Source organism: Gardnerella sp. DNF00038, assembly GCF_049262855.1.
Taxonomy (GTDB): Bacteria; Actinomycetota; Actinomycetes; order Actinomycetales; family Bifidobacteriaceae; genus Bifidobacterium; species Bifidobacterium vaginale.
In genome coordinates, this window is record NZ_CP058407.1 from 639,292 (window position 1) to 663,284 (window position 23,993).

The following is a 23,993-nucleotide window of genomic DNA, read 5'->3' on the forward strand; positions in this document are numbered from 1 at the left end:
CTAAATGATTATTTAATTGATTATTTATTTTGATTAGTCGTAGTTGTGTGCGAAAGTTGAAGCCGTGTTAAAAGATGCACAATCTATAACACGGCTTAAATATTTTTTACGGATATTTTGCAAAAAATTGCAAGGCAAGATGCAAAAAGCGTAAGACTTTGGCTAGAGCATGCAAATCGGGAGGCGTTCTTGAATAAGGAACCAAAGCTCTTAAAAGAGCCTAGAGAAGGAGTTCCAGAAGTCATTGATACGCTTGAAGCATATAAAGAATATTGTAATTTGTTAGCAGCAGGGTCGGGGCCTTTGGCTGCAGACGCAGAGCGCGCATCTGGTTTTAGATATGGTCACGAAGATTGGCTGATTCAGTTCAAACGCAAAGGTGCAGGAATTGGATTGCTGGACCCAATAGCGTTAGGAAAACTTGGCGTTGATTGGCATGAATTTAACAAGGCAGTAGGAGACGCGCCTTGGATTATTCACGATTCTATGCAAGATTTGCCAGGATTTTTCGATATTGGTTTGCGTCCGCGTGCTTTATTTGATACAGAAATCGCAGCTAAATTGCTTGGTAGAAATCGATTTGGATTAAGCTCTGTAACTGAATATTATTTGGGGCTTACTCTTGCAAAAGAACATTCTGCAGCGGATTGGTCATATAGACCTCTTCCTAGAGATTGGCGAAATTACGCGGCTTTAGACGTTGAATTGCTAATCGAATTAGAAGAAGTAATGAGTGGCGAGTTAAAAAAGCAAGGCAAGCTTTTATGGGCAAATCAAGAGTTTGCACACTTATTAAGTAAAGGTGCTCAAAAGAAGTCTCCTCACCCAAATCCTTGGCTTAGAATATCTCATATAAGCGTTCTTATGCACGATAAAGTCGGCTTAATGATTGCAAAAGAGCTTTGGCAAAAGCGAGATGAGCTTGCTTGTCAATACGATATTGCGCCAACTCTATTGCTTTCGGATGCTGCGATTATTGAAGCAGGAAAGCGAAAACCGAGTAATTCTAGGGAGTTTCGCTCAATTCGCATTCTTAACGAACGCGTTAGGATTCACACGGGCAGTGAGCAAGACAAGATGTTTGAACGTTATGCTCCGATTCAGCGCAAAATCAAGCCAAATGTGTGGAAAGTTGTTATAGAAGACGCGATTAGTCGCGCTAAAAGTGGGGAAGTTGCTATTGTTTCTAAGCTTGATGATTCAAGTAGTAAATATGGCAATTACAACGATTCTGGCGATTCTGACAATTCTGCGGATGCTGGCGATTCTGCGGATTCTAGCGACGCACAAGAATCGCAAGCAGCTCCACGATCTATGAAGTATTGGCGTGATCATCATCCCAAAAGATATGAGCGCTTACAAAATGTAAAGCAGTCTTTAATCAAGATTGCAGAAGATACGCATACTCCTACAGAAATCATTATTAAACCGCAAATTATTCGCAATCTTTGTTGGCAAGATAATATTGAGCATATTAACGTTAAGGAGTTTCTTGTAGAGCAGGGCGCAAGAACGTGGCAAAGCGATTTAATTGCAGAGTCCGTAACTCGCGCTATTATGTAACGGTTGTGCCATATGGCAGAAGCTAGAAAACGTAATTTCAGGAGCATGAAGCGTGAAAATCAGCGTCAGGAATCTTGAGCCAACTAAGGTTAAGCTCACCATTACCGCAGATCTCGAAGATTTTGAGCCATTTATGGATCAGGCTCGTAAAGAGATCGCAAAGCAAATCAACGTGCCAGGTTTCCGTAAGGGACACGTACCAGGCAAGATTGTCGATCAGCGAGTTGGCTTCGGAGCTGTTGCCGGTGAAGCTGTAAATTCTGCTGTTCCAGAGCTTTATTCTAAGGCTTTGGAAGAAAAGAAGATTCGCCCAATGGATCAGCCAGAATTTGATGTTCAGGAAGTTCCAGAATCCGCTAAAGACGAGGTTAAGCTTAAGTTTGTTGCAACTGTTGAGCGTCGTCCAGAGTTTAAGCTGAACAAGTTCAAGGGTGTAGAAATCGAAGTAGAAAAGCCAGAAGTTACAGACGATGATGTTAATGCTCGTCTTGAGGCTTTGCGTCAGCGCTTCGGTACTCTTGTTGGTGTTGATCGCCCAGCTAAGAAGGGTGATTTTGCTAACATTGATTTGGAAGCTCGAATCGACGATGAGGTTGCTGATTCTCAGAATGGCGTGAGCTATGAGCTTGGTTCCAACACCATGCTTGATGGTTTGGATGAAGCTTTGGAAGGTCTTTCCGCTGGCGAAGAGACCACTTTTGAAGGCACTCTTGAGGCTGGAAAGAACCAGGGTAAAAAAGCTCAGGTTAAGGTGAAGGTTAACTCTGTTAAGACTCAGGAATTGCCAGAGCTTAATGATGACTTCGCTCAGGAAGCTTCTGAGTTTGATACTTTCGAAGAGCTTAAAGCTGATGTTCGTAAGTCTTGCGAGCAGGCAAATGAAGGCCGTCAGGCTACTATGGCTCGCGATGCCTTTATTGCTAAGATTCAGGAAGAGGTTGAGATTCCTGTACCAAAGGGTGTTAAAGAAAAGGCTGTTGCTGAACATCTTAAGGGTATGACTCCAGATCCTGAAAAGGCTACTAAAGAGCAGAAGGAAGAAGCTGAGAAGGCTGCAGAAAAGGAGCTTCGTGACCAAATGGTTCTCGACGCTTTGGCAGAAAGCCTCGATGTTTCTGTATCTCAGGCAGATGTCACTAACTTCTTGGTTTCTGTTGCTCAGCAGTATGGTATGGATCCAAGCCAGTTTATTAACGCTATTGTTCGTAATGGTCAGCTTGGTTCCGCTGTTCAGGAAGTTGCTCGTTCTAAGGGCTTGCTTGCTGGTATGCGTGCTGTGAAATTCGTTGCTGGTGGAGAGGCTATAGACTTGAGTGCTTTCTTAACGGAAGAAGAGGAGCCAGAAGACGAAAGCGTTAAAGCTGCTTCCGCTGCTGCTGCAGTAGCTGATGAGCTTACCTCTGAAAAGTAAGTTAGTATCTTCTATTAGATTTTAATCTAAGACCTAGTGGAGTTTAGCTCCGCTGGGTCTTACTTATATCTAATTAAATAATTACGATTATTATAGGAAAATCTTAAGAATTGCGAGACATTATGGATAATAGTGCTAAAACTAAGCATGAAGCTTGTTGCAGATTTGGCAGATTCGGTAAATCTTGCAAGTTATTTAGTTTTGCAATTCGTCTAGCGTGTTTTATTGCAGTCTCTGTTGCCCTTGGCGTTCTTATTGGCCTAGGAGCTACAGTTCTTACGCTTATTTTTTATGCTGTACAATACCTTGCTTTTGGCTCAATTGAATCTGCTAAAAACACTGTATTTTCAGCTCTTCCTTGGTATCGATACGTGCTACCTGGCACAATTGCTATGACTATTGCTGCACTGGCTTGGTATTTTTTGCGAAAAAGAGAAAATCCTCCTCGAATCGTTACTATTCCACAAGCCGTTAGTGGCAGTAGAATGCCAATTTTTTCTACTATTGCACATGTTTTATTGCAAATCGGCATTGTTGGCTCTGGAATTTCAATCGGAAGGGAAGTAGCTCCTAGAGAATTAGCTGCAATGATTGCTCAGCGTTGCAGCAGTATTTTTCATATGTCTGTTAAGACTCAGCGTATACTAGTTGCGTCTGCTGCAGGTGCTGGCTTGGCTGCAGTGTACCACGCGCCTTTAGCTGGCACCGTGCTTTCTTTAGGTTTGCTTAGTAAAACCCAAGGTTTTGGTTTTTATGCGTGGCTAAATCGCGAGAATGGCTCGCTAATAGTTAATGCACTTAAAAATATTGCGCGCTCGGAGCGTTTGCATTGCTTGCCTTTTGCTCTTGTTATGAATTATGTTGCTACGTTTGTTGCTGAATTTTTATTGCATCATTCTAGATACTACAATATTTCGCAATTTTCTTGCGTGATTTCTTGGCAAATTTGCGTTTTAACTGTTGTTGTTGGTGCAGTGTGCGGCTTAGTTGGTTACGTTTTTCGCTTGGGTATTATTTGGTGTAGAACTCATGCTTTGCGTGGCATACAAATGCTGTGTTTTATGCCAGTAGCTGGCTTAGTTATTGGTGTTGCGGCTTGTTGGTTTCCGCATATTATGGGGAATGGTAGGTCGCTTTCTCAGCTTGCTTTTTCTGTAGCTAGTTTTCCGTATTTGGCAGAAAGTTCGCATATTGTGACTATTTTGTTGATTCTTGCGCTAATTAAAATGCTTATGACTGTGCTTGTTTTGCGCTACGGTGCTTCTGGAGGCGTTTTGCAACCTAGTATTTCAACGGGCGCTTGCTTTGGTGTGATTTTATACGCTATTTTTTCAACGTCTGCGCTTTCGCAAGTTTTTGACATTTCGCAAGTTTCTGCAATTTCTGTATCTATTATTGGCGCTGTTTCTTTACTTGCATCTTCCAGAAAAGCTCCGATTATGGCGTGGCTTTTAGTTGCTGAATTAGTAAATGCGCCGTTTGCATTACTTTTTCTTATGCTATTTGCTGCAATTGTGTCCAATTGCGTAGCTAATTGTGTTGAGCGATTTATTTCGCATTTTTTTGCGGTCACGCGCACACGATAGTCTAGATATATTCAAAATGTTTGTAAGGAGATAAGGTGACTGAGCTGTTTACGGCTTCTCCCATTATGCAAGAAGGGGAGCCACAAAATCCAATGGATTCGATTTTTAATCAACTTTTAAAGGATCGTATTATTTGGCTTGGTTCTGAAGTCAAGGATGAAAATGCTAATATCATCTGTGCACAGATGCTTATGCTAGCTGCGCAAGATCCTAAAAAAGATATTTGGCTTTATATAAATTCGCCTGGAGGGTCTATTACGGCAGGAATGGCGATTTATGATACTATGCAGCTTATTGAGCCAGATGTGGCTACTATTGCTGTGGGAATGGCTGCTTCTATGGGTCAGTTCTTACTGAGTTCTGGTACTCCTGGTAAGCGTTTTATTACATCTCATGCACGTGTTCTTATGCATCAGCCTTCTGGCGGTGTTGGTGGTACTGCAACTGACGTGCGTATTAATGCTGAGTTAATTATGGATATGAAGAAAACCCTTTCTGAGCTTACTGCACAGCAGACTGGCCATACAGTTGAAGAAATTTACCGTGACAATGAGTATGATCATTGGTTTACTGCGCAGCAGGCTTTGGAGTATGGTTTTGTGGATAAGATTGTCACCACTCCAGCTTCTATGCGTGGGGAGGAGTGATTTTATATGGCAAGTGAAGAAGCAAAGTTTGTTGCACGCGCCCAGCGCTTGGGTGGATTTGGTCAAACCAGTGGTGTGTTTACGAATCGTTATGTTTTGCCTCAATTTGGCGAGCAGACTCCTTATGGTATGAAAACTCAAGATCCGTACACTAAGCTTTTTGAAGATCGTATTATTTTCATGGGTGTACAAGTTGATGACACTTCTGCTGATGACATTATGGCTCAGCTCTTGGTTCTAGAAAGCATGGATCCAAATAGGGATGTAATGATGTACATTAACTCTCCAGGCGGTTCTATGACGGCTATGACGGCAATTTACGACACTATGCAGTATATTAAGCCAGATGTTCAGACGGTGTGTTTGGGGCAAGCTGCTTCGGCTGCTGCGATTTTGCTTGCAGCTGGTGCTGCTGGTAAGCGTATGATTCTACCAAATGCTCGTGTTCTTATTCATCAGCCTGCTATGGGTCAGGATTTTGGTAAGGCTACTGAGATAGAGCTTCAGGCTAAGGAAATGTTGCGTTTGCGTGAATGGTTGGAATCCACTCTTGCAAAGCATACTGGTCAGGATATTGAGCGTATTCGTAAAGATATTGAGGTGGATACGATTCTTACAGCTCCTCAGGCTAAAGAATACGGTATGGTAGATGAAGTTCTTGAACATAGGCCTTAAGTAGTTTTTACTTTTTAGATTTTTATGTTTTAGCTGCAACCCTTGGCGACACGCCAAGGGTTGTGTTTTTGTGAATATGGTTGTATATTAGTCAAGTTGCCGAAAACAAGGGAACGATTTCCTAAGGCTTCGGAAACATGCGCCAGTAGCCCAACGGATTAGAGCATCTGACTACGGATCAGAAGGTTGCAGGTTCGAATCCTGTCTGGCGCACAGGTGGCGCGGTGATTTTCACCGCGTTTTTTTTTATTCTGTTTTCCGCTTAACGCATACTAAATCATATTAGGTATAAAAAAACGAGGAACAAATCCAACATTGGGAGCGTTCCTCGTTTGCTTGTAAGTCTTACGCTTATCGTTTAAACCTACTCAGTAACTGCCTTCTTGAGCAAAGAACCAGCGGAGATTCTAACACCGTAAGATGCAGGAATCTTAATGGTTTCGCCAGTGCGTGGGTTGCGGCCAGTGCGCTCAGCGCGCTTTACACGCTCAGCGGAGAACAGACCAGTGAGCTTCAAGCCTTCACCAGACTGCAAAGCCTCAACGAACACATCCTGGAATGCGTTGACAGCGGCCTCGGCCTGTGCCTTGGTAAGGTTGGACTTCTGAGCGATCTTCGAAACGAGATCAGACTTGTTGTATGCCATACAAGCATCCTTTGTGTTAGGGGCCTTCTCTTCCAAAGACCACTTTCACTCATAGATATTAATACATTTTCCCTACAAATGCGCGGTTTTTCGCCGTTTTTCCGAGATTTTTTTACGATTTTTTAGATTTTTTGCTTGATAAAATACTTTAAAATCGTAGAAATGCCTTATATAGGTTTATTTATACTATTATCAACTAAATAATCTTATATAATAAGAAAGTTGGTTTTTCAAGATTTTAAGCAGACCATACTAAGCTGTCTAGCTTTTTAAGCATATGTTACATGGTCTAAACTAATCCGCGGTTACTAAGACTTTTCATAGCAAAAGCGCCTATTGGTATTCTTAGCCAGTAGAACATGAGTCTGTAAAGTAGGGTAGCAGATAATGCGATAGTTGGATGAATTCCAACTGAGGTAAAAGCAAAAGTAAGTGAAGCTTCAACAGCTCCCAATCCACCTGGTGTAGGAACAGCGGAACCAGCAGTATTGGCAACTAGGAACAGTAGCACTGTTTCCCAAGGGTTTGCATAGTAGCCGAAAGCAAGAAGAGCTACCCAATATCCCAGTCCTGTTGCAAAAACAAGAATAAGACCGCCTACAGTGCCTTTAATGAGCTGTTTAGGGCTACTTATTAGCTCTTTAATCTGTTTACCATAATCTGAAAGAATAGGAAGATATCTTTTACGTATAAATTTTCGAATAGGTGTAATAATCATAAAAGTGCATATGATTAGCGTTACTATTCCTATTACTGTTATGAGCATGTGTGTAGGAATCATTCCAGAAAGCACATTTTTACCAGTAAAAATGCCTACGCAGAACATAACTAAAGCTGTAACAAGTGCTTGTAAAAGCCAAACTGCACTTGTAATGGCTGTGGCTTGAGCAGCCGAATACCCATTCTTTTTTATAATTTGCATGTTCACAAAGGCTGGTCCTACGCCAGCTGGCATGGAAACAGCTGTAAACCCAGAAGCAGCTTGTGATGTAAACAGAACGCCAGCAGAAGGGCGTGAATCGTCCATAAAAGATCCAACTGTAATCGCAGAACCTACCCAAGCTAGCAAGCTGAATGCAAAGCATAATAGAACCATTAATGTATCCGCGCGTTTAAGAGCAGATACAATTTCTTGAGGATGCCACTGTGTTGCAATAGCAGCCAGAGCTGCAACAATAAGAATCAGCGTAACGAAGAATCTAATATTAAAACGGGCTAATCGCACTGTATCATAATCTTCGTCATCTGTGTGCTCGCATACCTTTTCACCTAGCTTAGTTTTAAGTTCTTCAAACAATTTCTTATTCCAAGACGTTAATGCTCTAGTTGATGAAGGAATAGCAGCTTTTTGCATAAAAGGCATTATTTGAGCTAGCTTATCTGCGCCCCAAGTATTCATAGCAGCGTCTATAGCGCTACTTGTATCAATGCATGTTGCGATTATTGATAACAGTTGTACTTTGTCTAAAGCAATATTGGTGTCGTCGCTAGCCACATCGCCATTTTGCCATCCTGCAATAACCGGAGTTCCATCTTCTAGCCTTGCAAGTGTTTCTGGGCTTATTCTTCTATGTGTTATTCCTCGATTGTTTGCAATATCGAGGTAGCGCATAAGTCTTTCCGCATCTTTAATTGTAAGCGTGTTTAAATTGCATGGCACAAGTACATTATCGGTGTGGAATACCATTATTGAAGATTTTCCACAATCTGTTACTCCATAAACGTTTGCTGTAGCTAAGTGCAAGCTCCTAAGAACAAGAAGCATTGAAAGATGATGATGTATGGAGTGTCTTGCAGAACGATCTCGTCTAACTGGTATATCTATTAGCTTAATCCATTGCCATAGCTGATTTAGATATCCTGGCAAGTGAACCTGATTATCTAGAACCGAAATCACGTATCTTGTTCCATGAATATCAATCGCATCGTATAGCCTTGAATTTTCAATCAGATCGTCATCAAGGCTAGATTTCAGAACACCATTATGGTCTGTAGTTAGTGTACGTCTGTTTAATTGAACAAGATGAGTAATTCCAATATTTTCTAATGCGTCAACTATATCTTTTCCCCAAGCACCTTTGCTGCGAGTGCCTTTAATAAATCTGATTATTGTACCTATAGCGCGACCAATACACCAAGATGTTAAAACACCTGTTAGTGAATGCCATGATGTGACTATTAGTATAGGTGAAGCAATTATTAATGCTTGCCAAGATATTCTTACGACTTTACTATCTCGTCTAGGTCCACTAACGGTTAAAAAAGCAACTATTACCGCGTATATGTCTGGCAATAATTCAGTACCGTGACTGCTGGAAATTGAGTTAAATGATGTAAATAGTGGAGCATTATTTAAAGCAGTGAGAAGATAAGAAATATACCATACGAGAGGATATGTTAATAGCAAGGTTAGTGTAGATATCGTTGTATCAATCCAACGTCTTGCGTTAATCATAGAAATTACTACGCTAGCTACTATGGCGATTGTAATTGCTTGCTGGAAAAGAGAAGATGGTAATCCAGTTACAATCCACACAATAATTTTTCCAGCATTTTTTGCATCGTGCTCTACGCCTGCGGTTGTGCCAGAAAAACACATTGTAAACAGCACAACCGCAGTTCCTAGTGCAATAGATATAATCGCGTAAATCAAGTCAGCCCAATTACGAACTAATTTAGGCCTCGTGTCATTAATAATCAAATTTTCTTCTACTTGCGATTGCATAAACACACCGTTTATTTATTAAATAAAATTATCGAATAAAATCAACCAGCCTAGATGCAATACCAGTATAAGATTCTGGTGTAAGAGCTTTCAACCTATTTGCTGTTTCTCCATCAAAGTTTCTAGAAGATATAAACTTTTCAACATCTTGTCTAGAAATACTATGACCGCGCATTAATTCTTTAACCTGCTCATATGGGCGTTCCATTCCTTCTACGCCAGCAATTTCTTGAGCTCTCATAGCAGTTTGGATTGGTTCTCCAAGAACTTCCCAGTTGCTGTTAAGCTCTTCGCTCATCATTTGCGTGTTTGGATGAATCGACTTTAAGCCGCCAAGAAGATTGTTTAAAGCAAGAAGAGCATAACCGAATGCGGAACCAACGTTTCTTTGAGTAGTTGAATCTGTTAAGTCTCGCTGCCAACGGCTCTCGGTAAGAGTTGCGCAAAGAGTGTCGAAAAGTGCGCAAGAAATCTCAAGATTTGCTTCCGCGTTTTCGAATCGAATAGGATTCACTTTGTGAGGCATTGTGGAAGATCCTGTAGCTCCTTTAACTGGAACTTGTACAAAAACTCCGCGAGAAATGTACATCCACACGTCTACAGCAAGATTGTGAAGAATATGATTAATGTGACTTACAGTGCTATAAAGTTCCGCCTGCCAATCGTGGCTTTCGATTTGCGTTGTAAGAGGATTGAAGCAAAGACCCATTCTATTTTCTACAAATTCTTTAGAAACACTAAGCCAATCAACATTAGGGAAAGCAGCAAGATGAGCGCCAAAAGTTCCAGTAGCACCATTTATCTTTCCAAGATACTCTTGGGAGTTAAGGTGTTTTAGCTGGCGATTTAGCCTGTAAACAAACACTGCAAGCTCTTTACCTAAAGTTGTAGGAGTGGCAGGCTGACCGTGAGTGAGAGATAGCATTGGCATATCTCTATACTCTTGTGCTTTTTGGGTTAGGTAATCAACAATAGCTTTCAAATTTGGCGTGTATACGTTTTCAACCGCGTTTTTTACGCACCTCGATATAGAAAGATTGTTTATATCTTCACTCGTGCATGCAAAATGAACTAATGTTTTAAGATTGCTAAGCTGGGTTTTATGCCCTAATACTTGCTCTGCTTTGTCTAACTCGTCGTCAATGTAGTATTCAACAGCTTTAACGTCGTGATGTGTTATAGCTTCGTGAGCTGCATGGCGTTTTATTCCTTCTGCTCCAAAATTTTCTGGAATTGCACGCAAATAATCGCATTCTTCATCTGTTAAAGGATTTACGCCGTCTACAATGGTTTTGAATCCGTTCCCCTTGTATCCGTTTGCTAAAAGGATCATCCATTCAACCTCTACGCGCATGCGCTCGCGGTTTAAGGCTGGTTCGCTTAGAAATTCTACAAGATCAACAGTTTGATTGTGGTATCTTCCGTCTAGCGGAGTCAAAGCAATAGCAGGGCAAATATCAGTAAGCTTCATACTTTAAAGGTTACAGCATGGCATGAAACTACTAGGTGTTTTGAGCGGTTATTAGTTAATGGCGCATAGTTAATGGCTCATAATTCCTTGCCATAGTGTTGTTTCTTCTAATTCGTCACCTAGTGTTTTTCTAAAATGCTCTTCTTGCATTCGTATCTCTTTAGATCCAAGTTGATGAGCGTCTTCATAAGCTGCTTTATGATAATTCAAATCATGTGTGAGCGTTCCTTCTTCTGGTACATTTTTTACTAAGATTCCATCTTTTTCAAAAAGTTTTTCATTTTTATAACTTTTAGTTCTGTATTGTTTATTGTTTTTCTTATTATTTTCTTTATTTTTGTTTTGCGATTTTATTCCATTTACAACAAGTGAATTGTATATTGCATTATGAGCTGTTTTAGGGGCGATTGTGCCATTGTGAGCAATAGCGCTTTTCTTGGCAGTTCCATGTATTGTAACCCAATTATTTCTATTTGGATTAGATGCGCCATCTAAGGTAGGAACTAGTTCGTCTTCCATTTCTATGCTTGTGACCCAAGTTTTATTTGGTATTGGATGGTTTGCTATTGGAGATCCAGCAGTTACTATGTGTCTTATGTTGTATTGTTTTGAGTAATCGCTAGCTATGCTTGCAGCTACAATTCCTCCTTGTGAATGTCCAACAAGAATAACTGAGTCTTTTGCTTTAATTCCGCTTTTTCTCATGGCTTCTATAACCATTCTTATGCTGTCTGCATTTTGTCTTACGTTTTTAGAACTACTCATAACTTCTGCGTTTTGTGGCCATCCAAAAGGAGATTTTGGTTTGCCATCTGTTCCAGGTATTGTAACAAGCCAAGATATGCTACCGTCTTTTTTCTTAAAGCGTTGTATTGCTATTGTTGCTGCATCTGCGTTTATTTTAGGCGGTTTTACGCCAAGGTTTCCATTTGAAAGATCTGTTAGATTTGCAAGAGCTTGACTAATATTGCTTCCTCTGTAATGCAATATTTTCGAATATTCTCTGTGAGGTAATCTAATTTTTGTTACTTTAAGACTATTCCCTTGGTTTGCATCGTTGATTTTTGCGCTAAACAAGCTTAATGCGCTTGCAAAAGTGGAAACTGGTGCTTTTGAATGTTTTCCATCGTTCTTTTCTTGAATACTAGAAAAAAGACGAATAGGGATTCCTGTTACGGGGTTTATTAGAAAATGCTTAGAAAAGCCTCTAATAAAGCCTTGTTGAATTGGCGCAGTTTCATGACTCCATTTAGAAAAGTTTTTCATACCGCTTTTTTGAGTCATATCTAAAAGTATGCTAAATCCTACGCTTGCAAAGAATGGTACTGCTGTAATAGGAAATATACTTGTACCAATCGATACAAGATTATCTAAGTTTTCTCTATTTTTGTATTCTGCGTTAGCATATAGATTATTTGCTCTGATTATTAGAGAAGATAATTCATCAAGTTTATTTGATAACGATTCACATTGGCTTGATTTTATTCTGCATTCTGCAGGATCCAATAGCGGTTGTAAAGAATCGTCATTAAAATAACCATTAAAATTTTTGTTATTTTCATAGAAAACAGACGATTTTTGGCTTTCAATCTGCATCGCAGCTTGCATCCAGCTTGTGCTTAACGAGTGGAAATCGTTGGATAGTTCTTGTAATTTTGCGGATTTTGTTTTGTATTCGCTAGCATCAGCTACGCTAATGGTTTTCCCACCTGTTATTGTTGATTTAACTCTCCAAGGCATTAAATTCACCTCCATAAGTTGATTTTTGAGTTAATAGAGCTAATTTCGCATGCTTTTTTGGCAACATTAAACATTTCTTCATTGAACGCGTTTGCGGCTTTTCCATGCCAATCTTTAAGAGTATTTGAATGTGCTTCGCCAAGCACGCTGTTAGAACATTGTTCTGTTCTTGCTATCAGCCAGTAATAATTATTAAATGTATGCATACAAAGTATTACACACAATGTTTTTTAAATAGTCACGAAAAATCTTTTAATGTGGTTAAAGGTTCCAAAATATTGAAATATAAGGGTTTATATTCTATTAGATATTTTTTTTTATTACCTTTACCACGGCTTGTTACTTGAATCTTCTTGTTTAGAAGACTTTGTTTTTCCGGACTTACTATTTGAATCATTATTGCTGTAATCTTTTTCGGATTGGTTTATTTGATTCTGGTCTTGATCTTTTTGATTGTTTTGTTTTAATAAGTCTTCGACCTTCTTTTTTTGAGAATCGCTTAAACTAGAATTCCCAGATTTGTCCTGCAAATTATTTTTTTGGTTTCGGTCATTATAGTTGGATTGTGTACTAGAATCAGTATTCTTTTTATCTTCATCAATTTGTTTTTGTAAGAATCTAGTAAGTCTTTTAGATATTAGTGCGTTGTGCTCAATACTATTTTTTATGTGAGGTAAAAGAATAGTGTATGGCGATTTTGCTTCGCTAAATTGATCATCAACCTGTTTTTGAGATACGAGCAATATTTCTATATCTGCATCAACTTTTTTTGACGCTTTTATGTTATTTATTAGTGATTTTGTGGCAGAATTATACGTTGATTCTGCTTTAAGATTAGTGATAGACAAATAAGCTGATATAGCGCATAAGGCTATAACAATAGAAGATAAAGTAACAAGAGAAAATCTTAGGAGTGACTTAGGTGTGATTCTGCTAATCATATAAGCTTCCTTGATTTTGTAATCCAGCATGATAATTCCCAAAGAATCAATATGCTTGCAAGAATAGCAAAAGGCCAAACGATTGGCTCAGGTCTAAGTCTCGGCTTAACAGTATTGTTCTGTCTCCATTGTTTAGAAAGAATATTTTTTGCTTCTAATCCAATAGAGTGATTTTTGCTAGAGTCAACATATTTTCCACTAATCTCATCAGCTATATTCTTAAGATTCTGCGGATCCATCTTAGATATTCCAGGTTTTCCAGTAGATGGGTCAATAATCCATTTACCAGATTGTTTTGTAGAAGAATCTGTAGAATTTATATCATCTAAATCATTTAGCTTAGTGGTGGTATTTGGGATTTTCCCGCCATTTTTAGAACCTACGCCAATAACATAAGCATGATTCACGTATCCGCGTAGAGATGAGAATGTTCTACGCTTTCTAGAAGTTGTTTCTTCTCCATCGCTTATTAAATATAAAACTGTAACGTCTTGCGGATGAGCGTCATGAATTGCCTTAGCTTCAAGAAGAGTTTTATCTAGGGGAGCATCCAAACTAGTTCCATTTGAAACTCCAACAGGTTCAGTGTTGATAGTATCAACCCAATTTTCAATTGCATTAGAATCTGGCGTAAGTGGAACATCAACACTAGAAGACGCTCCAAACCTAATAGCAGTAAAACTTGCGTTTATGTAATTATTTGTAATTTGTTTTATTATTTGTTTTGCAGAATTAAACCTAGTGGTTGTGTTGTTGTTTAAATCCTTAGAATCATTAACATTCATAGAGCCAGTAACATCTAAAACAAATATAACATTTGTAGCATTAAGAGAGCGTTGCAAGGTGCTTTTCATAACACAAGGGCATAATGCACAAATAGCTAGAAGAACGCATATTAACACTCTTCGAACCCTCATATAAATTGTCTCGTCCGAACTAAGGTTTTTGCGATTAATTGGGAAAATTTCATATAATGCCAAAATGCCAAGAATCGCAATAGCAACTAGCGAAATCCAACTAAAAGATATTTTCATCGTTTTATCCTTCTCGCTGAAATAAGCCAGAGAGTTACAAAAATAACCGCAAATATTGTTGCAATACTAGGATCATCGCTTAACGCTGATTGTGTAGAGTCCTTTTGCATAATTGTGTGCTGCTGTTCAATTTTACGTACCAAAGCTAAAACAGAATCAGAATCATGCTGAGTTAAGAAAATGCCACCATTTTTTTCAATAAGTTCACGCATCTGATTAGTAGTGTTCTCATTTTCGCTTTGAGTAGATCCAGAATACAATCCATCGACTTGAATATTAGCTCGCTTTGTTAAATCTAAAGCTTGCTTAAGAGAGTAAACTGGTTTTCCAGAAACAACATTATCTGTAGCTAAAACAATAGATGCACTACGATTAAGACGATTATGAGGTTTTTGGGAGTTGCTAGAAGAACCATATACAACTCCAGGAATCATTGCAGCGCAACTAACAAGACCATCGCCAATTAACGATGTTGCTTCTTTTCGGTTTTGCGTACCATCAAGCCACGTGGAAATTTGCTGATACTGCTTTTGTTGCATATTGTCGATTTTGTCTTGTGTTTGAACTCCATCCAACAGCTTAGAGGCGTATTGCAACTGTTTTTTAACAAGTGAATAATCGTCTGTAAGAGGAAAAACAGTCCTAGAAGTTGAATTAAAAATACTCAAACCAATGCGCTCGCCTTGAAAATGCTCAACAAATTTCAAATAAGCGTTAATAACTTCCAAATCATACGGCAGAGTAGATCCAGAAACATCTAAGCATAAAACAATATCTCTAGAGCTTGATTGTTCGTTTGCGTTTAAAACTCTTGAAGGTCTAGAGCTGAGAATTGTAGTGCATATAAGAGCTAGGATAAGCATTATAAAAGAGAATTTGCGAAGAATATTCCATAGTCTCCATTTTCTAGCACATAAACTTCCTTGCAAATCCTCGTCTAAAGTAAATGTTCTCAAAAAGCTTGATTCTAAAATGTTTCTTGAATTGTACGAATGATTCTTTAAGTTGTGTCGTTTAACCTCGCTAATCACTAATACAGTTATAAGAATTATTACGCTTGCTAAAACACCAAAAAACAGGACTATTGGCCATTTAAGTCGCATAGAGAAAATAGATGAAACTAGTGTTGAATAATTATATATTTGGCAGTTACATAATGTTGAGAATGATAATGTGGAGAATGTCATCTTTTATTCTCCTTTGTTTTCCAACTTTCTAGCAGAATAAGAACCCATCTTGCACCCTGATCCACATCTGTATTTTTAGCTTGATTATTATATGTGCTATCTGCAAATTCAGGAGGATATAATGCTGCGATTGTTTGTCTTAAAAGATCTGCTCCATGAGTGTTTTTCCAAGATTTTCTAAGTGAACTAATTTCTCCAAGTGTATGCGATTTAATGTTTTCGCCACTCATTATGGAAACATATTGTCTAGCTATTTGCGCTAATTTTGCAAAAGCCTGATCTTTCTCAATTTTATTTTCATGATATTGACTTACCACTAAATCAATCTTTTTACGCCATTCTTGCTTATTGGCATTCAATGTATGAGCAGCATTTTTAACTTTTTGCTTAGAATCCCCTTTAGTGTTTATTTTATAAATTGCAGCATATAGAACTACGAAAGCAGCGCATGCGATTATTAGACTTAAGCCAATAAATGCAAATAGCATTGAATCATCGTTTAGAATTTTATTAACATCAAGAATACTCATCGACTTACCCCACTAACTCAAGCGTAAATCTTTATTGCTTTTAGCGCCAGAAAACATACTCTGTAAGGTAGCTTTCGATATAAATTTCGTCGAAGAATGGAATATTTGTTCACTAGAAGAACCGCGTATAAGCGATGATCCTGTGTTATTTAGAATTTCGTGCAATGCGTTATTGACAAAAGCTCTATGTGTATTAACTTCTTTAGCGCAAGAATCATCTTTTAAGAATGCTGGAATTTCTCGCATTGTTGTACCGTCAATTATTGGCGTAACTTTATATGAATTAAATGGATTAATTGGACATATTGTTACCACGATCAATGAGTGTAGTCTTGAAATTTTTTGCAAATCATCAAAATGTTTTGACGAAATTGCATATTCATCCGTGATAATTACTATTAATCCGCGTGATTGATTAATTGAATTAGCAAAATTTATGATCGTATTTGTATCTCTAAGTTTTTTACGTGTTTTATATATATTTTTATCCAAATTACGTTCAAAATCAGGAAGATTCCTAGATGAAGGAATCTTTATAATATCGTTACCGTCAAATAAAACGCAGTTTAATGAATCGTTACGTTTTATACTTAAAGACGCAAAGAAACACGCTGAATTAGAAGCTGCCTCGTACAAATACTCGTTAAGTCCATTACAAGAACATGAAGCATTCATGTTCGCGCTAGAATCTACAAGAATCCAAGTCTTAGAAGAACAGTTTCTTTCTCTAGAAGAGACCATTGGCTCGCCAAGTCTAGCGCTAGCTTTCCAGTTCATCATTCTAGCTTCATCACCAGGCTGCCATGAGTGAATATCAACTAAATCACCATTTCCAAAATTATGATTGGACGGATGCTCTCCTTCAAAAACGCCCAACGATTTTTTGGCTACAGGTAAATTCAGACGATTATCTAATTCTTCAATCTTTCGCCTAATCTTTTTAGCAGAATTTGAAACTAATAAGCTTCTTTTAGTATCTTGTACCACAAAATCAGATTTTGTAAAAGATTTTAACATTCTTGTAAAAAACGGATTTGCAAAGATCATGGTGCAGGAACCGTTTTCACTATTGCGTCAATAATCTGATCACTTGTAATAGAATCAGCTAAAGCTTCAAAAGTAAGAAGAATCCTGTGTCTAAGAACATCATGAGCAAACTTTTTAACGTCTTCCGGTATTACGTAATCTCTTCCAGAAAGCAAAGCTTGAGCTTGACCAATGCGGATCAAAGCAATAGAAGCTCTAGGGCTTGCGCCCATTCTAACTAGAGAAGAAATAGTTTTAAGAGGGTGACTACCTTCTCCTCTAGAAGTTGCAACAATATCTACTGCATACTTCATAACTGCTTCCGAAACATGTACTCTGCGAGTTGCCGATCTTAAGAAAGTGACATCCTGAAGGCTAATCTTTTGATTATTTAAAGATTCTGGATTGAAAACGTCACTACCTCTATTGGTTAAAAGCTTCAGCATACTAACTTCTTCGTTGAAGGAAGGATACGACATAATTGCTTTAATCATAAAGCGATCCATTTGTGCTTCTGGAAGATTAAAAGTTCCTTCTTCTTCAATAGGGTTTTGTGTAGCGATAACCATAAAAGGCTGAGGAAGATTAATGCGTTCTCCACCAATAGTTGTGGCGCCTTCTGCCATTGCTTCAAGCATAGCGGATTGTGTTTTTGCGTTAGAACGATTAATTTCATCTAGAAGAATTACGTTAGCGTGAATAGGTCCAATTTGTGTTGTGAATCTTTGAGAAGCGAAGTCAAAAACTTGTGTTCCAACCAAATCTGCTGGCATTAAATCAGGAGTGCATTGCACTCTTTTGAAACTTCCAGACATTGCTGTAGCAAGAGTCTGAGCCGCTGTGGTTTTAGCCAATCCAGGAACGGACTCAATAAGAATATGTCCTCCAGCAGCAAGAGTTAAAATAAGTGATTCTCTGAGAGAATCCTGTCCAACAAGTGTTTGTGCAAACCTAGAACGAAGAATATCAGCGATCTGTTGAGCTCGTTTAATATCTTCATTAGAAACACCAGCAGATACTGGTTGATTTATAGAGTCAACAATTTGATTAGCTATTGTATTGCTGACCATTGTATTGTTAGGTGTAACTGCACGTGGTTGTGGAGGAAGATTAAATACGCCAGTATTAGCGTTATCGTTTTGTTTGCTTGGTTGTGGAGGGAATAATGCCATGCGTTTCATTCTAACTGATGTTTACTACTTTAGATGATTTTACTACTTTAAATAATCTTTACTATTCGCTAGGGAGAGTCCAATCTATTGGTGTTGATCCTAACGATATTAAAGCCTGGTTTGCTCTTGAAAATGGACGAGAACCAAAGAATCCTCTAGAGGCAGAAAGAGGACTTGGGTGAGGGGATTGAATAATGATTGCGTTTGTAAGAAGGGGAGCAAGACTTTGAGCATTTCTTCCCCACAAAATTGCAACCAGAGGAATATGCTTGCCGTTATTATCTACACGGTTATTCAATGCGGTAATAGCTGCATCGGTAATTTCTTCCCAGCCCTTTCCCTGATGACTATTAGGTCTACCTACTTCAACGCTAAGGCACCTGTTTAGTAGCATAACGCCTTTTTGAGTCCACGGTGTTAAGTCACCATTCTTTGGCATTGGTACATTTAAATCACTAACTAATTCTTTATAAATATTAATAAGACTTTTAGGTAATGGTTTAACGTTTGGAGCAACGCAGAAACTAAGCCCTACAGGATGACTTGGAGTAGGATATGGATCTTGACCAACAATAAGAACCTTTATTTCTTTAAAAGGTATTGTAAAAGCTCTGAGAATATTGTGACTTTCTGGCAGGAATCGCCTCCCGTTAGATAGTTCATCTCTTAAAAAGTCTCCCATTTTGTGAACTTGTGGTTCTACTGTCTCAAGAGCGTCTGCCCAATCTGGGTCTATTAAATCGTGTAAAGACTTTCGCTGTTTAATCTCCATGGTTAATAACTTTAAAACATAAATGACAAATATGTGCAGCAAATAATAATAATTTTTTATATTTCCATTTATCTTATGTTTTGTGCGAGGCATTCGCTAGTATGTATTCCATACTGTTTTAATGATTTTTTGGAAGGGATACAATTATGGCGAACAATAGCCAGAACGTGTCATTCACGACTGATGATTTCGATAATCCACCAGAAGGTCCTGTTGGAGTACATCGTGGAAATCGCGCGTGGTATGCTGTATTGTTCCCATATGTTGTTGTGCTAGTTGTTGCTGTTGTGTTGGGTCTTCTGGCATGGGCGGTTATGTCTGGAGAAATCAACAATATTCGTATGCCTTGGAGTGCAAATAATTCAGCAATTTCCAAGTCTTCTAATGGCAATAAAAATGGCAAAATTGATGAGAGCAAGAGTAAATCTGACAAAGCTGATGGCGATGATTCAGACGAGGATAAGGACCCAGAAGAAACAAATAAGTCAGATAAAAAGCAAGATAAAGAAGATAAGAATTCTTCTAAAGACTCTAATGCTAACAATGACTCTTCGACAGCAGATATTAACAAGACAGTTCAAGTAAAAGTTGTTAATGCAACTAAAATTCAGGGTCATGCAGCTCAAGAAGCTGGAAAGCTTAAGCAAGCTGGTTATGCAAATGTAGAAGCTGCAAATCCTAAAGGTAATGTTCCTTCGGATTCTGTTGTTTGGTACAAGGGAGATGAAAATCGTGCTGCTGCACAAGACATTGCTAAAACTTTGGGTATTAGCAATGTTGAGGCAACTAGTGAAATAACTACCACAATAGTTGTTGTTTTGTGCAAGTAAATTGCGATTTACTCATTTTGCAATAAATTTCAATAATAAATAATTTCTTAAATAGTCGAGTAGAAAGTCATCTAGAGTGGCTTTTTGCTTGGCTATTTTTGATTTTGCTTATAGATTTTTTCTATATATTTTTGAATATAGTTGGCACTCGGGCACTTAGAGTGCTAATCTTCATTTAGCACTCTAATGTTGCAGGTTTAATCAACAGCTGACGGTTGGTTAGATTTCGACGGTTTGAGTGAGTGTTCCATAGTTAAGTTATGTGGAGGAATAATGGCAAAGATTATTGCCTATGAAGAAGATGCCCGTCAGGGTATGCTTGCTGGTCTTGATAAGCTTGCAAATACAGTAAAGGTGACTCTTGGTCCAAAGGGTCGTAACGTTGTTCTTGATAAGTCTTACGGCGCCCCAACCATCACTAATGATGGCGTTTCAATCGCTAAGGAGATCGATCTTGAAGATCCATACGAGCGTATTGGCGCCGAATTGGTAAAGGAAGTTGCTAAGAAGACTGACGACGTTGCAGGTGACGGCACTACAACCGCTACCGTGTTGGCTCAGTCTTTGGTGCACGAAGGCTTAAAGAACGTTGTTGCCGGTAGCAACCCAATCGCTCTTCGTCGCGGAATTGAAAAGGCTTCAGAAGCAATTGTTAAGGAACTTCTCGCATCTGCTAAGGATGTTGAAACCAAGGATCAGATTGCAGCTACTGCAACTATTTCTGCAGCAGATCCTGAAGTTGGCGAAAAGATTGCTGAAGCTTTGGATAAGGTTGGTCAGGACGGTGTTGTTACTGTTGAAGACAACAACAAGTTTGGTCTTGATTTGGACTTCACTGAAGGTATGCGTTTTGATAAGGGTTATATTTCCCCTTACTTCGTCACTAATGCAGAAGATCAGACTGCTGTTCTTGAAGACCCATACATTTTGCTCACTTCTGGCAAGGTTTCTAGCCAGCAGGACATTGTTCATGTTGCTGAACTTGTTATGAAGTCTGGTAAGCCATTGCTCATTATTGCTGAAGATGTTGATGGCGAAGCATTACCAACTCTTGTTCTTAACAAGATTCGCGGTACTTTCAACACTGTTGCAGTAAAGGCTCCAGGATTTGGCGATCGCCGTAAGGCAATGCTTCAGGATATGGCTATTTTGACTGGTGCTCAGGTTGTTTCTGACGACCTTGGTTTGAAGCTTGATTCTATCGACGCTTCTGTGTTTGGCCATGCTGCAAAGGTGATTGTTTCTAAGGATGAAACAACTATCGTTTCTGGCGCTGGCTCTAAGGAAGATGTTGAGGCTCGTGTTGCTCAGATTCGCGCCGAAATTGAGAACACTGATTCCGATTACGATCGCGAAAAGCTTCAGGAGCGTCTTGCTAAGCTCGCTGGCGGCGTTGCTGTTATTAAGGTTGGTGCTGCTACGGAAGTTGAGGCTAAGGAACGTAAGCATCGCATTGAAGATGCAGTTCGTAATGCTAAGGCTGCTATCGAGGAGGGTTTGCTTCCAGGCGGTGGTGTAGCTTTGGTTCAGGCTGCCGCTAAGGTTGAGAAGTCTGCTGATATTGTTGCTCTTAGTGGAGAAGAAGCCACGGGTGCTGCAATTGTGTTCCGTGCTGTAGAAGCTCCAATCAAGCAGATTGCTCAGAATTCTGGCGTTTCTGGAGACGTTGTGCTCAACAAGGTACGTGAGCTTCCAGAAGGCGAAGGCTTCAATGCTGCAACTAATACTTATGAAGATTTGTTGGCTGCAGGCGTTACCGACCCAGTTAAGGTAACTCGTTCTGCTCTACAGAATGCTGCTTCTATCGCTGGCTTGTTCTTAACTACAGAAGCTGTGGTTGCTAATAAGCCTGAGAAGCCAGCTGCTGCACCACAGGCTGGTGCAGAGATGGGCTACTAAATAAAAGTTAGACGTATTGCTTAGCTTTTAGCTAGTTGTTATATGTGAGCGGTGAGTTGTTATAAAATACAAGTCATCGCTCACGTTTTTTATTTATTCTATTGTTTAATTATTTTGTTTATCCCATTGCAAACAAAGATGTAGCTTGAGCTTCTGTATCCATGTAAATGTTAGAAGCATTTTGCATAGCGAGTTGAATGGATTGCAATGATTGTTCCATTTGTTGGTGTGCTGCACGCCATTGCCCAGCTGTTGATGCAAATTGTGTAGCTGCAGGACCAGTCCATACACTTTGCAATTGTTGGAGATTTGCGTACATTCCATTTGTGGCGTCTCGAATCGCATTAATCGAAGATGCAACTGCTGCAGCAGATTGCTGAATTTGTTCTGAATCAACTCTAAATTGTGTCATTTTTTTCTCCTCATTTAGTGTGGTTAATAATTTTCTTATAGTTATTCATTTAGTTTTTGCCGTGCAAACTTATCTTTTGTATAAATTAATTTGTATAAATTAAATTTATAATTTTTTAATTTTTGTTTTGCATAAATCGCTTTATTTTACGCTTGTTTCTTGTAATCTAAAAACACGGTATTATGAATATATGCCGTCTAGAAAGTTTGTAAAAGATTTTTTTATCAATGTGGTTAAAGGCTTATCTGCTTTTGTGATTATTGTGTTTTTTAGCGAAAGTGTTTTGTTCCCAACAACAGTTTTTGCTAATGAAGGATTATCAAAAGCTGATTCTCAGAATAAAAGCACTAAAAATTTGGGTATTGTTGCAACGGATTCTATTACGGATACAGAAAATCTTCTTGGAGATTCTGTTACAAAAGTTTCCGATATGATTTCGACAACCAAAAAACAAACAGGCGTATCGGTTAAATTACTTTATTTATCCAATTTTACTGGAAATAAAAATCCATCAAAATGGGCTAGCGATTTACTTACAAGCACTAATCCAGATCGTAATACTGTTCTTCTTGCTGTTGCTACTCATGATGGAAAGCTTGTAGTAGCAGTTTCATCTAATTCTGATGAATGGCTTAAAAGAAAAACAACCGTGGATTTGCTTTCTGATGCGGCGTATCGTCCTCTTATTAGTTCTCAAGGTGCTGATTGGTCTCAATCTGCAATCATGCTCATGAAGCAGATTGTTCGTTCTAAGAAAACTTCTGTAACTTCCAGAACAAGTGTAGTTTCAACAATCGTTATGGTTGTTATTATTGTTGCTTTGTTTGTTCTTGTTGCACTTATTTTGTGGAGAAGAAACTATATTCTAAAACAAGTATCACTAGGGTTGAGAAGAGCTAAGAGACGCCATGCGGCGCGTAAATAAATCGATTTTTTTCAGGAAACACTCAGGAAACATTCAGTTTTATAAGTGATGCTAATCAGTATGGGTAAGAATGTAGAAGCATCTATTGTTGTGGTCGATGACGAACCTTCAATTCGTGAGCTTTTGGTAGCATCGCTACACTTTGCAGGATTTGATGTAGAAACAGCAGCTTCTGGTTCAGAAGCTATTGATGTTATTGAGCGTGTAAATCCAGATCTTATTGTTATGGACGTTATGCTCCCAGATATAGACGGATTTACGGTTACAAGGCGAATTCGACAGAATGGTGTTGCTGTTCCTGTGTTGTTCCTTACTGCTAGAGACGACACTCAGGATAAGATTATGGGTCTTACTGTTGGTGGCGACGATTATGTTACAAAGCCTTTTAGTCTAGAAGAAGTGGTTGCGAGAATTCGTGCAATATTGCGTAGAACTCAAGATCCAGATGAAGATACGCCTGTTGTGCGCGTTGCTGATTTGGAAATTAATGAGGATTCGCATGATGTTTCCAGATCTGGTGTTCCAATTGAATTAAGTCCTACGGAGTATAAGTTACTTCATTATTTGATGGACAATGAAGGCAGAGTATTGTCTAAGAGTCAGATTCTCAATCATGTTTGGCAATATGATTGGGGTGGAGACGCAGCAATTGTAGAATCCTATATTTCTTATCTTCGTAAAAAGATTGATGGTATTGAAATTAAAAATGAGGATGGAAGCTTAAAGAAGGTTGTTCCTCTTATTGAAACGAAGCGTGGTATTGGCTATATGATTCGCGTTCCGAAAGCAGGTCAAGCCTGA

22 protein-coding genes and 1 tRNA gene are annotated in these 23,993 nt (G+C 38.8%); 10 read left to right on the forward strand and 13 right to left on the reverse strand.

Features of this window, described 5'->3' with window-relative positions; translation table 11 throughout:
- Positions 1 to 189: 189 nt before the first annotated feature.
- From HXT19_RS02410 to HXT19_RS02435, 6 genes are all read left to right on the forward strand, one after another.
- The gene (locus tag HXT19_RS02410) at positions 190 to 1,563 is read left to right on the forward strand and encodes an HRDC domain-containing protein (protein WP_174190587.1); all 1,374 of its coding nucleotides are present in this window, start codon (positions 190 to 192) and stop codon (positions 1,561 to 1,563) included.
- 52 nt (positions 1,564 to 1,615) lie between these two features.
- The gene (gene tig / locus HXT19_RS02415; RefSeq protein ID WP_004115416.1) at positions 1,616 to 2,974 is read left to right on the forward strand and encodes a trigger factor; all 1,359 of its coding nucleotides are present in this window, start codon (positions 1,616 to 1,618) and stop codon (positions 2,972 to 2,974) included.
- A gap of 122 nt (positions 2,975 to 3,096) precedes the next feature.
- Positions 3,097 to 4,560 carry a chloride channel protein gene (locus tag HXT19_RS02420; protein ID WP_410309928.1) on the forward strand — a complete coding sequence of 488 codons (1,464 nt, stop codon included), beginning with the start codon at positions 3,097 to 3,099 and terminating at the stop codon, positions 4,558 to 4,560.
- 35 nt (positions 4,561 to 4,595) lie between these two features.
- Positions 4,596 to 5,207, forward strand: a complete 612-nt coding sequence (locus tag HXT19_RS02425) for an ATP-dependent Clp protease proteolytic subunit (protein WP_004112615.1) — start codon at positions 4,596 to 4,598, stop codon at positions 5,205 to 5,207.
- A gap of 6 nt (positions 5,208 to 5,213) precedes the next feature.
- The gene (locus tag HXT19_RS02430; RefSeq protein ID WP_422119739.1) at positions 5,214 to 5,882 is read left to right on the forward strand and encodes an ATP-dependent Clp protease proteolytic subunit; all 669 of its coding nucleotides are present in this window, start codon (positions 5,214 to 5,216) and stop codon (positions 5,880 to 5,882) included.
- Between the two features lie 139 nt (positions 5,883 to 6,021).
- Positions 6,022 to 6,095: transfer RNA gene (locus HXT19_RS02435), tRNA-Arg, on the forward strand.
- A gap of 151 nt (positions 6,096 to 6,246) precedes the next feature.
- Here HXT19_RS02435 and HXT19_RS02440 read toward each other — a convergent pair.
- The 12 genes from HXT19_RS02440 to HXT19_RS02495 form a co-directional block, all read right to left on the reverse strand.
- Positions 6,247 to 6,528, reverse strand: coding sequence for an HU family DNA-binding protein (locus HXT19_RS02440; protein WP_004112617.1), 282 nt, complete (start codon positions 6,526 to 6,528; stop codon positions 6,247 to 6,249).
- 289 nt (positions 6,529 to 6,817) lie between these two features.
- Positions 6,818 to 9,253 (reverse strand): lysylphosphatidylglycerol synthase transmembrane domain-containing protein, encoded by a 2,436-nt coding sequence (locus HXT19_RS02445; protein ID WP_020759612.1) that lies wholly within the window; start codon positions 9,251 to 9,253, stop codon positions 6,818 to 6,820.
- Positions 9,254 to 9,281: 28 nt separating this feature from the next.
- Entirely contained in the window at positions 9,282 to 10,724 is a 1,443-nt protein-coding gene (gene purB, locus HXT19_RS02450) for an adenylosuccinate lyase (protein WP_101886406.1), read from the reverse strand.
- A gap of 69 nt (positions 10,725 to 10,793) precedes the next feature.
- A complete protein-coding gene (locus tag HXT19_RS02455; protein ID WP_174142774.1) occupies positions 10,794 to 12,464 on the reverse strand; it encodes an esterase/lipase family protein in 1,671 nt (556 codons plus the stop codon).
- A 5-nt stretch (positions 12,465 to 12,469) separates the two neighbouring features.
- Entirely contained in the window at positions 12,470 to 12,670 is a 201-nt protein-coding gene (locus HXT19_RS02460) for a hypothetical protein (protein WP_004118052.1), read from the reverse strand.
- Between the two features lie 120 nt (positions 12,671 to 12,790).
- Entirely contained in the window at positions 12,791 to 13,405 is a 615-nt protein-coding gene (locus HXT19_RS02465) for a DUF6466 family protein (protein ID WP_004115401.1), read from the reverse strand.
- On the reverse strand, positions 13,402 to 14,439 hold the full coding sequence (locus HXT19_RS02470) for a vWA domain-containing protein (protein WP_014554650.1): 1,038 nt from the start codon (positions 14,437 to 14,439) through the stop codon (positions 13,402 to 13,404). Before HXT19_RS02470 ends, HXT19_RS02465 begins: the two co-directional genes overlap by 4 nt.
- A complete protein-coding gene (locus tag HXT19_RS02475) occupies positions 14,436 to 15,626 on the reverse strand; it encodes a vWA domain-containing protein (RefSeq protein WP_014554649.1) in 1,191 nt (396 codons plus the stop codon). The genes HXT19_RS02470 and HXT19_RS02475 overlap by 4 nt, the downstream gene beginning before the upstream one ends.
- Positions 15,623 to 16,156, reverse strand: coding sequence for a hypothetical protein (locus HXT19_RS02480; protein ID WP_004115388.1), 534 nt, complete (start codon positions 16,154 to 16,156; stop codon positions 15,623 to 15,625). Before HXT19_RS02480 ends, HXT19_RS02475 begins: the two co-directional genes overlap by 4 nt.
- Positions 16,157 to 16,168: 12 nt before the next feature.
- A complete protein-coding gene (locus tag HXT19_RS02485; protein WP_009994213.1) occupies positions 16,169 to 17,203 on the reverse strand; it encodes a DUF58 domain-containing protein in 1,035 nt (344 codons plus the stop codon).
- A complete protein-coding gene (locus HXT19_RS02490; RefSeq protein WP_032812301.1) occupies positions 17,200 to 18,354 on the reverse strand; it encodes an AAA family ATPase in 1,155 nt (384 codons plus the stop codon). The genes HXT19_RS02485 and HXT19_RS02490 overlap by 4 nt, the downstream gene beginning before the upstream one ends.
- A 61-nt stretch (positions 18,355 to 18,415) precedes the next feature.
- Complete coding sequence (locus HXT19_RS02495; protein WP_410309929.1) at positions 18,416 to 19,126, reverse strand: uracil-DNA glycosylase; 711 nt, start codon at positions 19,124 to 19,126, stop codon at positions 18,416 to 18,418.
- Positions 19,127 to 19,272: 146 nt separating this feature from the next.
- Here HXT19_RS02495 and HXT19_RS02500 point away from each other — a divergent pair, with 146 nt between their 5' ends.
- Complete coding sequence (locus HXT19_RS02500) at positions 19,273 to 19,956, forward strand: LytR C-terminal domain-containing protein (protein ID WP_004115367.1); 684 nt, start codon at positions 19,273 to 19,275, stop codon at positions 19,954 to 19,956.
- 273 nt (positions 19,957 to 20,229) lie between these two features.
- Positions 20,230 to 21,855, forward strand: a complete 1,626-nt coding sequence (gene groL, locus HXT19_RS02505; protein WP_004115364.1) for a chaperonin GroEL — start codon at positions 20,230 to 20,232, stop codon at positions 21,853 to 21,855.
- Positions 21,856 to 21,973: 118 nt separating this feature from the next.
- On the opposite strand, the gene HXT19_RS02510 is transcribed toward groL, so the two are convergent.
- Positions 21,974 to 22,267 (reverse strand): WXG100 family type VII secretion target, encoded by a 294-nt coding sequence (locus HXT19_RS02510; protein ID WP_004121657.1) that lies wholly within the window; start codon positions 22,265 to 22,267, stop codon positions 21,974 to 21,976.
- Between the two features lie 190 nt (positions 22,268 to 22,457).
- Here HXT19_RS02510 and HXT19_RS02515 point away from each other — a divergent pair, with 190 nt between their 5' ends.
- Both HXT19_RS02515 and HXT19_RS02520 read left to right on the forward strand, forming a co-directional pair.
- The gene (locus HXT19_RS02515) at positions 22,458 to 23,192 is read left to right on the forward strand and encodes a TPM domain-containing protein (protein ID WP_119675820.1); all 735 of its coding nucleotides are present in this window, start codon (positions 22,458 to 22,460) and stop codon (positions 23,190 to 23,192) included.
- 60 nt (positions 23,193 to 23,252) lie between these two features.
- Positions 23,253 to 23,993 carry a response regulator transcription factor gene (locus HXT19_RS02520; RefSeq protein ID WP_004115362.1) on the forward strand — a complete coding sequence of 247 codons (741 nt, stop codon included), beginning with the start codon at positions 23,253 to 23,255 and terminating at the stop codon, positions 23,991 to 23,993.

Excerpts from the sequence above, each read along its gene's own strand:
- HXT19_RS02485 (WP_009994213.1), bottom strand. The coding sequence starts at position 17,203 with ATGATCTTTGCAAATCCGTTTTTTACAAGAATGTTAAAATCTTTTACA.
- HXT19_RS02475 (WP_014554649.1), bottom strand. The coding sequence starts at position 15,626 with ATGACATTCTCCACATTATCATTCTCAACATTATGTAACTGCCAAATA.
- HXT19_RS02445 (WP_020759612.1), bottom strand. The coding sequence starts at position 9,253 with ATGCAATCGCAAGTAGAAGAAAATTTGATTATTAATGACACGAGGCCT.
- HXT19_RS02500 (WP_004115367.1), top strand. The coding sequence starts at position 19,273 with ATGGCGAACAATAGCCAGAACGTGTCATTCACGACTGATGATTTCGAT.
- HXT19_RS02515 (WP_119675820.1), top strand. The coding sequence starts at position 22,458 with ATGCCGTCTAGAAAGTTTGTAAAAGATTTTTTTATCAATGTGGTTAAA.
- HXT19_RS02440 (WP_004112617.1), bottom strand. The coding sequence starts at position 6,528 with ATGGCATACAACAAGTCTGATCTCGTTTCGAAGATCGCTCAGAAGTCC.
- HXT19_RS02480 (WP_004115388.1), bottom strand. The coding sequence starts at position 16,156 with ATGAGTATTCTTGATGTTAATAAAATTCTAAACGATGATTCAATGCTA.
- HXT19_RS02490 (WP_032812301.1), bottom strand. The coding sequence starts at position 18,354 with ATGGCATTATTCCCTCCACAACCAAGCAAACAAAACGATAACGCTAAT.
- HXT19_RS02510 (WP_004121657.1), bottom strand. The coding sequence starts at position 22,267 with ATGACACAATTTAGAGTTGATTCAGAACAAATTCAGCAATCTGCTGCA.
- HXT19_RS02465 (WP_004115401.1), bottom strand. The coding sequence starts at position 13,405 with ATGATTAGCAGAATCACACCTAAGTCACTCCTAAGATTTTCTCTTGTT.
- HXT19_RS02495 (WP_410309929.1), bottom strand. The coding sequence starts at position 19,126 with ATGGAGATTAAACAGCGAAAGTCTTTACACGATTTAATAGACCCAGAT.
- HXT19_RS02460 (WP_004118052.1), bottom strand. The coding sequence starts at position 12,670 with ATGCATACATTTAATAATTATTACTGGCTGATAGCAAGAACAGAACAA.
- HXT19_RS02420 (WP_410309928.1), top strand. The coding sequence starts at position 3,097 with ATGGATAATAGTGCTAAAACTAAGCATGAAGCTTGTTGCAGATTTGGC.
- purB (WP_101886406.1), bottom strand. The coding sequence starts at position 10,724 with ATGAAGCTTACTGATATTTGCCCTGCTATTGCTTTGACTCCGCTAGAC.
- HXT19_RS02430 (WP_422119739.1), top strand. The coding sequence starts at position 5,214 with ATGGCAAGTGAAGAAGCAAAGTTTGTTGCACGCGCCCAGCGCTTGGGT.
- HXT19_RS02470 (WP_014554650.1), bottom strand. The coding sequence starts at position 14,439 with ATGAAAATATCTTTTAGTTGGATTTCGCTAGTTGCTATTGCGATTCTT.
- HXT19_RS02520 (WP_004115362.1), top strand. The coding sequence starts at position 23,253 with ATGGGTAAGAATGTAGAAGCATCTATTGTTGTGGTCGATGACGAACCT.
- HXT19_RS02455 (WP_174142774.1), bottom strand. The coding sequence starts at position 12,464 with ATGCCTTGGAGAGTTAAATCAACAATAACAGGTGGGAAAACCATTAGC.
- groL (WP_004115364.1), top strand. The coding sequence starts at position 20,230 with ATGGCAAAGATTATTGCCTATGAAGAAGATGCCCGTCAGGGTATGCTT.